The sequence below is a fragment of the Hydrogenophaga sp. genome (assembly GCF_051860785.1).
Lineage (GTDB): Bacteria > Pseudomonadota > Gammaproteobacteria > Burkholderiales > Burkholderiaceae_C > Hydrogenophaga.
Genome location: NZ_JBIMLB010000023.1, coordinates 40,745 through 54,682 on the forward strand (window position 1 = coordinate 40,745; position 13,938 = coordinate 54,682).

General features: G+C 64.7%; 12 protein-coding genes. 10 read left to right on the forward strand and 2 right to left on the reverse strand.

Annotated features, from left to right (window positions below):
- Positions 1-31: 31 nt before the first annotated feature.
- From ACTIF6_RS22815 to ACTIF6_RS22845, 7 genes are all read left to right on the forward strand, one after another.
- On the forward strand, positions 32-1,213 hold the full coding sequence (locus tag ACTIF6_RS22815; RefSeq protein WP_439590037.1) for an isovaleryl-CoA dehydrogenase: 1,182 nt from the start codon (positions 32-34) through the stop codon (positions 1,211-1,213).
- 15 nt (positions 1,214-1,228) lie between these two features.
- The gene (can, locus tag ACTIF6_RS22820; RefSeq protein ID WP_439590038.1) at positions 1,229-1,888 is read left to right on the forward strand and encodes a carbonate dehydratase; all 660 of its coding nucleotides are present in this window, start codon (positions 1,229-1,231) and stop codon (positions 1,886-1,888) included.
- A gap of 55 nt (positions 1,889-1,943) precedes the next feature.
- Positions 1,944-3,731, forward strand: coding sequence for a bifunctional isocitrate dehydrogenase kinase/phosphatase (gene aceK / locus ACTIF6_RS22825; protein WP_439590039.1), 1,788 nt, complete (start codon positions 1,944-1,946; stop codon positions 3,729-3,731).
- Between the two features lie 31 nt (positions 3,732-3,762).
- Complete coding sequence (locus ACTIF6_RS22830; protein WP_439590040.1) at positions 3,763-4,950, forward strand: acetyl-CoA C-acyltransferase; 1,188 nt, start codon at positions 3,763-3,765, stop codon at positions 4,948-4,950.
- A gap of 19 nt (positions 4,951-4,969) precedes the next feature.
- Complete coding sequence (locus ACTIF6_RS22835) at positions 4,970-6,097, forward strand: acyl-CoA dehydrogenase family protein (protein ID WP_439590041.1); 1,128 nt, start codon at positions 4,970-4,972, stop codon at positions 6,095-6,097.
- A gap of 205 nt (positions 6,098-6,302) precedes the next feature.
- Positions 6,303-7,694, forward strand: coding sequence for a Trk system potassium transporter TrkA (gene trkA, locus ACTIF6_RS22840; protein WP_439590042.1), 1,392 nt, complete (start codon positions 6,303-6,305; stop codon positions 7,692-7,694).
- An 18-nt stretch (positions 7,695-7,712) separates the two neighbouring features.
- Positions 7,713-9,173, forward strand: a complete 1,461-nt coding sequence (locus tag ACTIF6_RS22845) for a TrkH family potassium uptake protein (protein ID WP_439590070.1) — start codon at positions 7,713-7,715, stop codon at positions 9,171-9,173.
- Positions 9,174-9,288: 115 nt separating this feature from the next.
- On the opposite strand, the gene ACTIF6_RS22850 is transcribed toward ACTIF6_RS22845, so the two are convergent.
- Positions 9,289-9,993: a glutathione binding-like protein gene (locus ACTIF6_RS22850; RefSeq protein ID WP_439590043.1), complete on the reverse strand. Its 705-nt coding sequence runs from the start codon at positions 9,991-9,993 to the stop codon at positions 9,289-9,291.
- Positions 9,994-10,083: 90 nt separating this feature from the next.
- Between ACTIF6_RS22850 and ACTIF6_RS22855 the strand changes: the two genes are divergently transcribed.
- Positions 10,084-10,470, forward strand: coding sequence for a YchJ family protein (locus tag ACTIF6_RS22855; protein ID WP_439590044.1), 387 nt, complete (start codon positions 10,084-10,086; stop codon positions 10,468-10,470).
- Positions 10,471-10,478: 8 nt separating this feature from the next.
- Positions 10,479-11,141 (forward strand): HAD family hydrolase, encoded by a 663-nt coding sequence (locus ACTIF6_RS22860; RefSeq protein ID WP_439590045.1) that lies wholly within the window; start codon positions 10,479-10,481, stop codon positions 11,139-11,141.
- Here the strand turns inward: ACTIF6_RS22860 and ACTIF6_RS22865 are convergent.
- On the reverse strand, positions 11,106-12,143 hold the full coding sequence (locus tag ACTIF6_RS22865) for an AraC family transcriptional regulator (RefSeq protein ID WP_439590046.1): 1,038 nt from the start codon (positions 12,141-12,143) through the stop codon (positions 11,106-11,108). The genes ACTIF6_RS22860 and ACTIF6_RS22865 overlap by 36 nt on opposite strands.
- Before the next feature lie 107 nt (positions 12,144-12,250).
- Between ACTIF6_RS22865 and ACTIF6_RS22870 the strand changes: the two genes are divergently transcribed.
- On the forward strand, positions 12,251-13,873 hold the full coding sequence (locus tag ACTIF6_RS22870) for a carboxyl transferase domain-containing protein (protein WP_439590047.1): 1,623 nt from the start codon (positions 12,251-12,253) through the stop codon (positions 13,871-13,873).
- Positions 13,874-13,938 lie beyond the last annotated feature (65 nt).

Consider the following 13,938-nt stretch of genomic DNA (forward strand, 5'->3'; position numbering starts at 1 on the left):
CCGAGACACATCCACACAAAGAGGAAGACCCATGAACCAGCTCCCCGGCCTGAATTTCCAGCTTGGTGAAGACATCGATGCCTTGCGCGATGCGGTGCGCGACTTCGCCCAGGCCGAGATTGCGCCTCGCGCGGGTGCCATCGACACCAACGACCAGTTCCCCATGGACCTGTGGCGAAAGATGGGCGACCTGGGCGTGCTCGGCATCACCGTGGGCGAGGAATACGGCGGCGCCGGCATGGGCTACCTGGCACACATGATCGCCATGGAGGAGATCAGCCGCGCCAGCGCTTCGGTGGGTCTCTCATACGGCGCGCACAGCAACCTGTGCGTGAACCAGATCAAGCGCAACGGCAACGAGGCGCAGCGCAAGAAGTACCTGCCCAAGCTGATCTCTGGCGAACACGTGGGCGCGCTGGCCATGAGCGAACCCGGCGCGGGTTCGGACGTGATCTCCATGAAGCTCAAGGCCGAAGACAAGGGCGGTTACTACCTGCTCAACGGCAGCAAGATGTGGATCACCAACGGCCCGGACGCCGACACCATGGTGGTCTACGCCAAATCGGAGCCCGAGATGGGTGCCAGGGGGGTGACCGCCTTCCTGGTCGAGAAGGGCATGAAGGGCTTTTCCACCGCGCAGAAACTCGACAAGCTCGGCATGCGCGGCAGCCACACCGGCGAGATGGTGTTCAACAACGTCGAGGTGCCGGTCGAGAACATCCTGGGTGGACTCAACAACGGCGCCAAGGTGCTCATGAGCGGGCTGGACTACGAACGCGCCGTGCTCACCGGTGGTCCGCTGGGCATCATGCAGGCCGTCATGGACAACATCGTTCCCTACATTCACGACCGCAAGCAGTTCGGCCAGAGCATCGGCGAATTCCAGTTGATTCAGGGCAAGGTGGCCGACATGTACACCGTGCTGCAGGCGGGTCGTTCGTTCGCCTACACCGTGGCCAAGAACCTCGACCTGCTGGGTGCCGAACACGTGCGCCAGGTGCGCAAGGATTGTGCGTCCGTCATCCTGTGGTGTGCCGAAGAGGCCACGAAGATGGCGGGCAACGGCATCCAGATCTTCGGCGGCAATGGCTACATCAACGAATACCCCCTGGGCCGCCTGTGGCGCGATGCCAAGCTCTACGAAATCGGTGCTGGCACCAGCGAAATCCGACGCATGCTGATCGGACGGGAGTTGTTTGCCGAAACCTGCTGATTAAGATTGCCCACCATGACTTCACAGCTTACCGACCTGTTCCAGCGCAACCGCGCCTGGGCCGCCGACATGGTGGCCACGCGCCCCACCTTCTTCACCGATCTGCTGGCCCAGCAAAGCCCGCAATACATGTGGATCGGTTGTTCCGACAGCCGCGTGCCTGCCAACCAGATCACGGGACTGGACCCCGGCGAGGTGTTCGTGCACCGCAACGTGGCCAACGTGGTGGTGCCGACCGACCTGAACTGTCTCTCCACCATCCAGTACGCGGTGGACATGCTCAAGGTGCAGCACCTCATGGTGGTGGGGCACTATGGGTGCGGTGGCGTGCAGGCTGCCCTGCGCGACGTGCGCGTGGGCCTGGCCGACAACTGGCTGCGCCACATCAAGGACGTGCGCGATCGCCACGCAGCGCTGATCGAGGCCACGCCCGAGCAACACCGCGCCGATGTGCTCTGCGAGCTCAACGCCATCGAGCAGGTGATGAACGTGGCGCAGACCACCGTGGTGCAGGACGCCTGGGCGCGCGGGCAGTCGCTCACGCTGCACGGCTGGGTGTACGGCCTGCGCGACGGCCTGCTGCACGACATGCACATGACCGTCGATGGGAAGGACCAGATCGACGCGGTGTACCGGGCGGCGGTGGCCGGCGTGGGCGCGGTGCGCCAGAGCTGAGCGCTGGCACGCCACCTGTCTTGAACATCGCGGGACGACCCGGCCTTCCCGCACCATGTTCCCCCAACGCCTCGACGCTCCCCAGGCCTACGCCATCGCCAAGGCCATGCTGGACGGCTTCAACCGCCACTACCGCCTGTTTCGCACCGAGTCGGCCCGAGCCAAACACCGTTTCGAAACGCGCGACTGGCTGGGCCAGCAACGGGCACAGCGCGAGCGCATCGAGTTCTACGACCTGCGGGTCAAGGAATGCCTGATGCGCCTCATGAAGGAATTCCAGGCCGACCAGCAGCCCATGGCGGTTTGGGAACAGGTCAAGCTGCACTACATCGGGCTGCTGGTGAACCACCACCAGCCCGAGCTGGCGGAGACTTTCTTCAATTCGGTCACCACCAAGATCCTGAAGCGGGCTTACTTTCAGAACGACTTCATCTTCGTGCGTCCCGCAGTCTCCACCGAATACATCGAGAACGAAGAACCCAGCGCCCGCCCGACCTACCGCTGCTACTACCCCACGTCGGACAACATGCAGGCGGAATTGCTGCACCTGCTGGAAGACTTCGACCTGCGCGTGCCTTTCGAAGACCTGCCGCGCGATGCCGGTCTTGTGCTCGCAGCGATGCTCCGGCACTTCGATCACGCCCGGCTGCGCGCGAACTTCCAGTTCCAGGTGCTTTCCAGCCTGTTCTACCGGAACAAGGGTGCGTATGTGGTGGGCAAGATCATCAATGGCTTCCAGGAAGTGCCGTTCGCCCTGCCGGTGCTGCACAACACGGCTGGCAAGCTGGTGATCGACGCGGCGCTGTTCGGCGAAGACGACCTGCTCATGCTGTTCAGCTTCGCGCGCGCCTACTTCATGGTCGACATGGAAGTGCCGAGCGCGTATGTGCAGTTCCTGCGCGGGATGATGCCGAGGAAGCCTCGCGCCGAGCTGTACAACGCACTCGGCCTGGCCAAGCAGGGCAAGACGCTCTTCTACCGCGACTTCCTCTTCCACATGCGCCACAGCACCGATCGCTTCCGCATCGCGCCGGGCATCAAGGGCATGGTCATGCTGGTGTTTGACCTGCCGAGCTTTCCCTTCGTGTTCAAACTCATCAAGGACTTCTACCCGCCGCAGAAGGACACCTCGCGCGAGCAGATCCGCGGAAAATACCTGCTGGTCAAGCAGCACGACCGCGTGGGCCGCATGGCGGACACGCTGGAGTTCTCCGAGGTGGGGTTCCCACGCGACCGCTTCACCGACGAACTGATTGCCGAGATCCAGCAGTTCGCGCCCAGCCAGCTCGAGATCAGCGACCGTGACGGCGATGGCACCATCGAAGTGGTGCTCAGGCACGTCTACATCGAACGCCGCATGATCCCGCTCAATATCTACCTGCAGGAGGCCTTCGACACCGGGGCAAAGGCGCAGGTGGAGCGCGCGGTGATCGAATACGGCAACGCTATCAAGGACCTCGTGGCCGGCAACATCTTTCCCGGCGACATGCTGTGGAAGAACTTCGGCATCACCCGCCACGGCAAGGTGGTGTTCTACGACTACGACGAGATCGAGTACCTCACCGACTGTCAGTTCCGCCGCGTGCCGGCGCCGCGCAACGAAGAGGACGAGATGTCCGGCGAAGTCTGGTACCCGGTGGGCAAGCACGACGTGTTCCCCGAGACCTTCGGCCCTTTCCTGCTCGGCAACGACATGGTGCGCGAGGTGTTCATGAAGCACCATGCCGACCTGCTCGACGCCGATTTCTGGCAGCAGCACAAGGCGCGCATTGCCGCTGGCCACGTGCACGACGTTTTCCCCTACGAACGCGACCGGCGCTTTCTGGCCCACGCGCTCGCCTGATCCTTTTTTTTACCCCTTCAAGGAGAGCTTCATGTCCCAGCAAGACCCCATCGTCATCGTCGGTGCCGCACGCACCCCCATGGGCTCGTTCCAGAGCGACTTCGCCAGCCTGTCCGCGCACGACCTTGGCGGTGCAGCCATCCAGGCGGCGGTGCAACGCGCCGGCATCGACCCTGCGCAGGTCGACGAGGTGCTGTTCGGCAACTGCCTCATGGCCGGCCAGGGTCAGGCGCCAGCGCGGCAAGCTGCCTTCAAGGGTGGCCTGCCCAAGTCGGCCGGCGCCGTCACGCTCTCCAAGATGTGCGGCTCTGGCATGAAGGCCACCATGCTCGCGCACGACATGCTGGCGGCGGGCAGCGCCACCGTGATGGTGGCGGGCGGCATGGAAAGCATGACCAACGCACCCTACCTGCTGCAGAAGGGCCGTGGTGGCTACCGCATGGGCCACGACAAGATCTTCGATCACATGATGCTCGACGGCCTGGAAGACGCCTACGAACCCGGCCGCTCCATGGGAACCTTCGGTGAGGACTGCGCGGCCAAGTACAGCTTCACCCGCGAGCAGCAGGACGCTTTCGCGATCGCCTCGGTCACTCGCGCCAAGGCCGCCACGGAAAGCGGCGCCTTTGCGGCCGAGATCACGCCCGTGACGGTGAAAGACCGCAGCGGCGAGCGCGTGGTGTCCACCGACGAAGGTCCGGGCAAGGTCAAGCTCGACAAGGTCACCAGCCTGAAGCCCGCTTTCAAGAAGGATGGCACCATCACGGCTGCTTCCAGCTCTTCCATCAACGACGGCGCGGCCGCGCTGGTGCTCATGCGACAGTCCACCGCGCAGAAGCTCGGTGCCAAGCCACTGGCGCGCATCGTGGGCCACGCCACCCACGCTCAGGAACCCAACTGGTTCGCCACCGCCCCGGTGGGCGCCACGCAGAAGCTGCTGAAGAACACCGGCTGGACCGTGGCCGACGTGGACCTGTGGGAAATCAACGAAGCCTTCGCCGTGGTGCCGATGGCACTCATGACCGAGCTGAGCATCCCGCACGAAAAAGTGAACGTGAACGGCGGGGCCTGCGCGCTGGGCCATCCCATCGGTGCCAGCGGTGCGCGCATCCTCGTCACGCTGATCCACGCGCTGAAGGCGCGCGGTGGCAAGAAGGGCGTGGCCACGCTGTGCATTGGCGGCGGCGAGGCGACCGCCATGGCCGTCGAGCTGGTGTGATCAGAACCGAGGCACAGCCATGCTGAACCAGGACCAACTCATGATCCGCGACGCGGTGCGCGCCTTTGCCCAGGAACAACTGTGGCCGCACGCCGCACGCTGGGACAAGGAGCACCACTTTCCGAAGGACGTGCACCAGGGGCTGGCCGAGTTGGGTGCTTATGGCATCTGCGTGCCCGAGGCACTGGGTGGCGCCGGGCTGGACTACGTGACGCTGGCCGTGGTGCTGGAGGAAATCGCCGCCGGTGATGGTGGCACCAGCACGGCCATTTCGGTGACCAACTGTCCCGTCAACGCCATCCTGATGCGCTATGGCAGCGCGCGCCAGCAGGAACAGTGGCTGCGCCCGCTGGCCGCTGGCCAGATGCTGGGTGTGTTCTGCCTCACCGAGCCGCATGTGGGTTCCGATGCTTCAGCGCTGCGCACCACGGCTGTGAAGCAGGGCGGCGAGTATGTGCTCAACGGCGTCAAGCAGTTCATCACCAGCGGCAAGAACGGGCATCTGGCGATCGTGATCGCGGTGACGGACAAAGGCGCTGGCAAGAAGGGCATGAGTGCCTTCGTGGTGCCGACCGACACACCGGGTTATGTGGTGGAGCGCCTTGAAGAGAAGCTCGGCCAGCACAGCAGCGACACGGCGCAGATCCGTTTCGACAACTGCCGCATTCCGGCGGAAAACCTGATCGGTGCCGAGGGGGAGGGCTACAGGATCGCGCTGTCGGCGCTGGAAGGCGGTCGCATCGGCATTGCGGCGCAGAGTATCGGCATGGCGCGCAGTGCCCTGGAGTGCGCGCTCACCTACGCCAAGCAGCGCGAGAGTTTCGGTCAGCCCATCTTCAACCACCAGGCGGTGGGGTTCCGGTTGGCGGAGATGGCCACGCAGATCGAAGCCGCCCGAGCACTGACCCACCATGCGGCCACGCTGCGCGACGCCGGCGAGCCCTGCCTGAAGGAGGCCGCCATGGCCAAGCTCTTTGCCAGCGAGATGGCGGAAAGAGTGTGTTCGGAAGCGATCCAGGTGCACGGTGGGTATGGCTACGTGAACGACTTCCCGGTGGAGCGCATTTACCGGGATGTGCGGGTGTGCCAGATCTACGAAGGCACTTCGGACGTGCAGAAGATCATCATCCAACGCGCGTTGGCCTGAGTTTTTTTCGTCTTTCTCCGGAGGTTCCGGTCATCGGCGACCACGGGGCACGGCTCCGCGGATGTCCCCCGGCCCGGCTTCGCCGGTCCTCCTCCTTTATTCCGCTGCGCCGTGCCCCATGGCCGCCGATGACCTCGTGGGCAGTCGCGAGGGGCAGTTGAGAAAGCACCAAGGAAGACAAAGCCCCGCGTATGATTCCGCGACCATGAACATCATCATCCTCGGGGCTGGCAGAGTGGGCGAAAGCGTTGCCGAAAGCCTGGTCTCCGAACAGAACGACATCACGGTGATCGACATGGATCCGGCCCGCTTGCGCAGTCTGGAGGAGCGCATCGATCTTCGAGGGGTGGTCGGCAACGGCATTCAGCCCTCGGTGCTGCAGGAGGCCGGCGCCAAGGACGCCGATATGGTGATTGCCTGCGCCGCCAACGACGAAGCCAACCTGGTGGTGTGCAAGATCGCTCACGACATCTTCAACGTGCCCAGCACCATCGCCCGCCTGCGCTCGCCCGAATTCAACGAAGGCGATGAACTGCTTGGCAAGAACGGCTTCGCGGTGGACCACGTGATCTGCCCCGAAGAATCGGTCACGCGCTACATCCACCAGCTCGTCAGCTACCCCGAAGCGCTGCAGGTGCTGGAGTTTGCCGATGGTCGCGCCAGCCTGATTGCGGTGCGAGCCACGCATGGCGGCGCCCTGGTGGGCCACACCATCGGCGAGTTCCGCGACCGTTTCCCTCAGGCGGAAATGCGGGTTGTGGCCTTGTACCGACTCGACACCGAGATGGAAGCCACCAAGCAGACGCGCATCCTCGCCGGTGACGAGGTGTTCGTGCTGGCCGACACGCAAAAGATCCGCTACGTGCTGGGTGCCATCCACAACATCGACGAGCCGGTGCGTCGCATCATGATCGCGGGCGGTGGCAGGGTTGGGCTTCGGCTGGCGCGCACGCTCGAAGGTCAGTGCCAGGTCAAGATCATCGAGCGCGACAAGAAGCGCTGCGAGTACCTGGCGAGCCAGTTGCCTTCCGGCATGCTCATCCTCCAGGGCGACGGTGCCGACGAAGACCTGCTGCTCGAAGAGAACGTGGGCCAGATGGACATGTTCCTCGCGCTCACGAGCGACGACGAGGACAACATCATGTCGGCCATGCTGGCCAAGCGCATGGGAGCCAACCGCGTGATGTCCCTCATCAACCGCCGCGCCTATGCCGACATGATGCAAGGCAGCACGATCGACATTGCCATCTCGCCTTCGCAGACCGTCATAGGGGAGCTGCTCACGCACCTGCGCCGCGGCGATGTGGCAGCGGTACACAGCCTGCGCCGTGGCGCTGCTGAAGCACTCGAAGGCATCGCGCGCGGCGACGTGAAGACCAGCAAGCTGGTGGGGCGCAAGGTGGAAGAGGTCAAATTGCCCAAGGGCGCGCGCATTGGTGCCATCGTGCGCGGCGAAGGGCGCAAGTCCGAGGTGCTGATGCCGCACCACGACACAGTGATCGAGACCGACGATCACATCATCATGTTCATCCCGAACAAGCGCCTGGTGCGCGAAGTGGAAAAACTGTTCCAGGTGGGTGCCACCTTCTTTGGCTGAGCCCAGGTCGATTTCGTGCTGCACAGCCTGCTCCCGGTTCTCTCGGTCTTCTCGCGCATCATGCTGGCGTTTTCGCCCGCTTTTCTGGTTCCGCTGGCGTGGGCGTGGGTGCTGGACGAACAGCACCACGCTCTGGTGTGGGCCTACGGCTTTGGTTTCACCAGCGCTTGCGGCCTGATCCTGTGGCAGACCACGCGCAGGCACCGGCGAGAATTGCAGGCCAAGGATGGCTTCCTGCTCGTGAACCTGGTGTGGACCCTGCTGCCAGCGTTTGCGGCGGCCCCGCTGATGTTCACGGTGCCCGACATCACCTGGACCAAGGCCTATTTTGAGTCCATGAGCGCTCTGACTGCCACCGGAGCGACCGCGCTTTCGGGCCTGGACTCGCTGCCTGTTTCGGTGAACGTCTGGCGCTGCTTTCTGCAGCTCGTGGGTGGTCTGGGCATCATGCTGCTCGTGGTGGCGGTGCTGCCGTTGCTGGGTCTGGGTGGCGTGCAGCTCTACCGCGCGGAGACCCCTGGCCCCATGAAGGACACCAAGTTCACGCCCCGCATTGCCGAAACGGCGCGAGGCCTGTGGGGCGTGTATGTGATGTTCTCGGTGGCCTGCATGCTGGCTTACCGCTGGGCGGGCATGAGCTGGCCCGATGCCTTCATGCACATGTGCACCACCATGGGCCTGGGCGGGTTCTCCTCGCACGATGCGAGCTTCGGCCATTGGGATTCGCACGCTGTCGAGGCGGTGGCCACCGTCTTCATGACACTGGCGGGCGTTAGTTTCATGCGTTACTTCGTCGTTATCCGCCATCGCACCTTGCGCCCGCTCACCAACGACCGGGAGATCCGCACCTACATCGCCGTGCTGACGGTGTCCATCGTCGCCGTGGCGATCCTCCTGGTGGCAGAAGGCGTGGTGGCGGACTTCCCGGAGGCTTTGCGCACCAGTGCTTTCCACGTGGTGTCTGTGGCCACCACCACGGGTTACGCATCCGTGGACTACGAACAGTGGCCGGTCTTTGCGCCTGTGCTGATGATGTTTCTGGGTTGTTTTGTTTCCTGCGCAGGGTCCACCGGAGGTGGCATCAAGCTGGTTCGCATGGTGTTGCTGGTCAAGCAGGCGCGGCGTGAGCTGGTGCGCATCATCCATCCGCGCGTGGTCAATCCGGTCACGCTCGGCGGGCGCGTCATGCCGCCGTCGGTCATGACCGCGGTGCTCGGCTACATGCTGATCTACGGTGCCGCCACCATGGGCCTGACCATGGTGCTGCTGTTCACGGGACTCGACATCGTGACCGCGTTTTCCGCCGTGGTGGCCACCGTGAACAACATCGGTCCAGGGCTGGGAGAGGTGGGACCATCGAGCAACTTCGGTGTGCTCAACAGCGTGCAGATCTGGGTACTGTCGTTCGCGATGCTGCTCGGTCGCCTCGAACTGCTCGCAGTCCTCGTTCTCTTTACCGGGCACTTCTGGAGGAAGTAGACCCACCCCCGCGCCGCGCCTTCAGCGCGTCACCCCCTCAAGGGGGCGATGCCTGCGGCCCGGCGAAGCCGGTTCTGCGGCATCTCTGGACTCAAGTCACTTCGCTCGTAGGGCATCAACCCCTTGCGGGGATCTTCAGGCCGCGCTGCACCGCAGGGCGTTGTTCGAACGCTTCCAGCACCCGCCTCAAGTTCGGAAAGTCCTGGAAGCCCACGAGATCGCCAGCGCCGTAGAAGCCCACCAGGTTGCGCACCCAGGGCCAGGTGGCGATGTCGGCGATGGTGTACTCGTCGCCCATGAGCCAGGCGCGGCCCTCCATGCGCTGGTTGAGCACGCCCAACAGCCGCTTGGTCTCTCCCACGTAACGGTCGCGCGGGCGCTTGTCCTCAAAGTCCTTGCCGGCGAACTTGTGGAAGAAGCCGAGCTGGCCAAACATCGGCCCCACGCCGCCCATCTGGAACATCAGCCATTGCAGGGTCTCGTATTTCGCTGCCACGTCTTTCGGGAAAAAGCGCCCGGTCTTGCCCGCCAGGTAGACCAGGATGGCACCCGACTCCCACAGCGCGAGCGGGCGGCCGTCGGGTCCGTTCGGGTCCAGGATGGCCGGGATCTTGTTGTTCGGATTGAGCGAAAGAAAGGCCGCCGACATCTGGTCATTCGTCTCGAAGCTCACCAGGTGCGGCTCATACGGCAGGCCGGTCTCCTCCAGCATGATCGACACCTTCACGCCGTTGGGCGTGGGCAGCGAATACAGCTGCAGGCGATCGGGGTGGGTGGCAGGCCATTTCTGGGTGATGGGGAAGGTGTCGAGGGTGCTCATGGACGGTCCTGAGTTCGGGGCGAAAGCGCCCATTGGAACACCGGCCTGCCATGTCCCCACCCTTGCAAGGGAATCGATAATCGCTCCGCCATGCCGACGAACCCAAACCCCTGCCCCTGCGGCCGCGCGCCGGGATTTTCTGATTGCTGTGGGCGCTACCTGGGCACCGGCGCGCCCGCGCCCGATGCCGAGTCGCTCATGCGCTCGCGCTACACCGCCTTCGTGCTCGGCGACGTGGGCTACCTTCAGGCCACCTGGCACGCGAGCCATCGAGCTCCTTTGCTCGAACTGGACGGGGGCGTGAAATGGCTGGGGCTGGAGGTGAAACGCCACACCGTCATCGATGCCGACCACGCCGAGGTCGAGTTCGTGGCGCGCTCGCGCATCCAGGGGCGCGGTCAGCGCCTGCACGAACGCAGCCGCTTCGTGCGGGAGAATGGCCATTGGTTTTATGTGGATGGCGACATCCTCCCTTGAAGGAAGACATGTTCGACGGCGTATTGTTTGACTGCGATGGCGTGCTGGTGGACAGCGAACCCATCACCAATGGCGTGCTGCGCGAGGTGCTCAACGAAAGCGGCTGGGCGATCACGCAGGCCGAGTGCATGCAGATCTTCATCGGCAAGGCGGTGCGCGACGAGCGCGCGCGTATCGAAGCCGAGACTGGCCGACCGCTCACGGAGGACTGGATGCAGGCCTTTTATGCCCGGCGCAATGCACGCCTGCTGGCCGAACTCAAAGCGGTGAAGGGTGCGGTGGACGCCGTGGCCGCGATCCACCGCCAGGTCGACGGCCGCATCGCCTGTGCCTCCGGCGCCGACCGACCCAAGGTGGTGATGCAGCTCGACCATGTCGGTCTGTTGCCGTACTTTGGTGATCGCATCTTCAGCGGCCACGATCAGCCGCGCTCCAAACCCGCGCCCGACGTGTACCTGGCCGCCGCCGCACACCTGGGTGTGGACCCGGCGCGCTGCCTGGTGATCGAGGACACCGCCACTGGCGCGCAGGCCGGCCTGGCGGCGGGCGCCACGGTGTGGGGCTATTGCGCCGAGGGGCACGGGCGGGCGTTCGGTGGCATGGGCGTGCACCGCGTCTTCCACCACATGGACGAGCTACGGCAGCTGTTCGCTGCGCCAGTCGCCCGGTGACTGGCCCGTCCAGGCTTTGAACGCCCGGATGAAACTCTTCTCGTTCTGAAACCCGGCCGCCTGCGCCACCTGTTTGATGGGGCGTTTGGTGCGCAGCAGCAGCTCGGTGGCGCGCTGGCGGCGCACCTCGTCCTTGAGCGCCTGCAGGGAAGCGCCTTCTTCCTTCAACTGGCGGTGCAGCGTGCGGGCCGAAAGGTTGAGCAAGGCGGCCAGATCGTCGGCGTTGTGTGCGTCCAGCGGCTGGGTGGCCAGCACCTGGCGTACGCGCTGCACCAGCAGGCGATCGCGGCGGAACGAGCGCACGGTCAAGGGCAGCGCACGTTGCAGCAGTTGTGTCATGGCCGCTTCGTCGCGCCGCACCGGCAGGGCGAGGTAACGCGCGTCAAAGTGGATCGCGGCGTGGTCCGCACCAAACGTCGAAGGGCCATCGAACAGCAGGGCATACGCGTCCACATGTGGCGGCGCGGGGTAAGGCAGTTGCGCGCCCTGCAGCGGGATGCGGGAGTCCACGTACCAGCAGGCCAGACCGTGGATGTTGCGCAGCAGGGAGACCACGCAGAGTTCGGTCATGTCGCCGGTGTCGCGATGCATGCGAACGGCGATGCGCGCCACATCGCCCTCGATCTCCAGCACGGGCAGCGGGTCGGTGGCGAGCAGGCCGTGGTGTCTGCACCAGCGTTTGAGGGCGACGCCCAGGGTTGGGGATGTGAGAGAGGCGCGAGCGAGCAGTCCGTAGCTGCCCCAGGGAAGGGCGCGATCGAAGCAGCCCAGAGCTTCATCGTCGAGCTCGCGCATGGCAGCCCCCGAGATCACCTCCATCTGGGTGGCGGTGATGCGGGCTGCAGGGTCATCGAGATCCGATGTCCTGATTTGTGCCTGCGCCAAGGCCCCCCTGGCATCCAGGCCCCGGGTGGCATAAGCCTGCACCATCGCTCTCACCAGGGCAATCGGTGTGAGTGCTGAGCCGTGCTGGATGGCGCTGGCATCGGACGAGTCGGACATCGATGAAGTTTCCACTGGTTTGGCACGATTTGCAACCTTCATGGCCCGCGGTGCGTCGCCGCGATGTCTATCCTCCACAATCCCCGAAAACAACCACGGATGCCACCATGCCGATCCTGGAGACACAACTCAACGCCCGTTCCGCCGAATTCCAGGCCAATGCCGAGGCCATGCGCGCGGTGGTCGACGACCTCCGGTCGCAGGTGGAAAAAGCCACGCTGGGCGGTGGCGAGGCCGCACGCGCCAAGCACACCAAACGGGGCAAGCTGCTGCCGCGCGACCGCGTGCAGATGCTGCTGGATCCGGGCACGCCCTTCCTCGAACTCAGCCCGCTCGCCGCGCTGAACATGTACCCCGATCGCGATGGAACCGACAGCGCGCCCTGCGCCGGCGTCATCACCGGTATCGGCCGCGTGAGCGGCGTGGACTGCATGATCGTCTGCAACGACGCCACCGTGAAGGGCGGCACCTACTACCCGATGACGGTGAAGAAACACCTGCGGGCGCAAGAGGTGGCGATGCAGAACAACCTGATGTGCATCTACCTGGTGGACTCGGGCGGCGCCAACCTGCCGAACCAGGACGACGTGTTTCCCGACCGCGACCACTTCGGCCGCATCTTCTACAACCAGGCCAACATGTCGGCCAACGGCATTGCACAGATCGCCGTGGTGATGGGCTCGTGCACCGCCGGTGGCGCCTACGTGCCGGCCATGAGCGACGAGACCATCATCGTCAAGAACCAGGGCACCATCTTCCTGGGCGGCCCGCCCCTGGTAAAGGCGGCCATTGGCGAGATCGTGTCGGCTGAAGACCTGGGCGGTGGTGACGTGCACACGCGCCTCTCGGGCGTGGCCGATCACCTGGCACAGAACGATGCCCACGCACTCGCCCTGGCCCGACAGGCCGTGGCCACGCTCAACCGCCGCAAGATCGCCACGCAGGCGCTGCGCGAACCGCGCGCGCCCCTCTACGACCCGCAGGAAATCTATGGCGTGATCCCGGTCGACACGCGCAAGCCCTACGACGTGCGCGAGATCATCGCCCGCATCGTCGATGGCAGCGAGTTCCACGAATTCAAGGCGCGCTACGGCGCCACCCTGGTCTGCGGTTTCGCCCACATCGAAGGCATGCCGATCGGCATCGTCGCCAACAACGGCGTGCTGTTCTCGGAGAGCGCACAAAAGGGTGCGCACTTCATCGAACTCTGCTGCCAGCGCAAAGTGCCGCTGCTGTTCCTGCAGAACATCACCGGTTTCATGGTCGGCAAGAAATACGAGAGCGAAGGCATTGCGCGCCATGGCGCCAAGATGGTCACCGCCGTGGCCACCGCGCAGGTGCCCAAGTTCACCGTGATCATTGGCGGCAGCTACGGCGCGGGCAACTACGGCATGTGCGGCCGTGCCTACAGCCCGCGTTTTCTCTGGATGTGGCCCAACGCGCGCATCTGCGTCATGGGTGGCGAGCAGGCCGCGGGTGTGCTGGCCACCGTCAAGCGCGATGGCATCGAAGCCAGGGGCGGCACCTGGAGCGCCGAGGAAGAAGCGAAGTTCAAGCAGCCGGTGCTCGACCAGTTCGCCCACCAGTCGCACCCCTACTACTCCAGCGCTCGCCTTTGGGACGACGGCGTGATCGATCCCGCCGACACCCGCCGCGTGCTGGGCCTGGCCTTGTCGGCCGCGCTCAACACGCCGATCGGCGAACCGAAATTCGGCATCTTCCGGATGTAGCAGTGAGCACCCCCCGCGTCGCCTTCGGCGCCACCCCCCCTGAAGGGGGGCAACACCAGCGGCCC

Coding starts and splice junctions, on each gene's coding strand:
- ACTIF6_RS22865 (WP_439590046.1), bottom strand. CDS start 12,143: ATGTCCGACTCGTCCGATGCCAGCGCCATCCAGCACGGCTCAGCACTC.
- ACTIF6_RS22870 (WP_439590047.1), top strand. CDS start 12,251: ATGCCGATCCTGGAGACACAACTCAACGCCCGTTCCGCCGAATTCCAG.
- ACTIF6_RS22835 (WP_439590041.1), top strand. CDS start 4,970: ATGCTGAACCAGGACCAACTCATGATCCGCGACGCGGTGCGCGCCTTT.
- ACTIF6_RS22850 (WP_439590043.1), bottom strand. CDS start 9,993: ATGAGCACCCTCGACACCTTCCCCATCACCCAGAAATGGCCTGCCACC.
- trkA (WP_439590042.1), top strand. CDS start 6,303: ATGAACATCATCATCCTCGGGGCTGGCAGAGTGGGCGAAAGCGTTGCC.
- aceK (WP_439590039.1), top strand. CDS start 1,944: ATGTTCCCCCAACGCCTCGACGCTCCCCAGGCCTACGCCATCGCCAAG.
- ACTIF6_RS22830 (WP_439590040.1), top strand. CDS start 3,763: ATGTCCCAGCAAGACCCCATCGTCATCGTCGGTGCCGCACGCACCCCC.
- ACTIF6_RS22815 (WP_439590037.1), top strand. CDS start 32: ATGAACCAGCTCCCCGGCCTGAATTTCCAGCTTGGTGAAGACATCGAT.
- ACTIF6_RS22860 (WP_439590045.1), top strand. CDS start 10,479: ATGTTCGACGGCGTATTGTTTGACTGCGATGGCGTGCTGGTGGACAGC.
- ACTIF6_RS22855 (WP_439590044.1), top strand. CDS start 10,084: ATGCCGACGAACCCAAACCCCTGCCCCTGCGGCCGCGCGCCGGGATTT.
- can (WP_439590038.1), top strand. CDS start 1,229: ATGACTTCACAGCTTACCGACCTGTTCCAGCGCAACCGCGCCTGGGCC.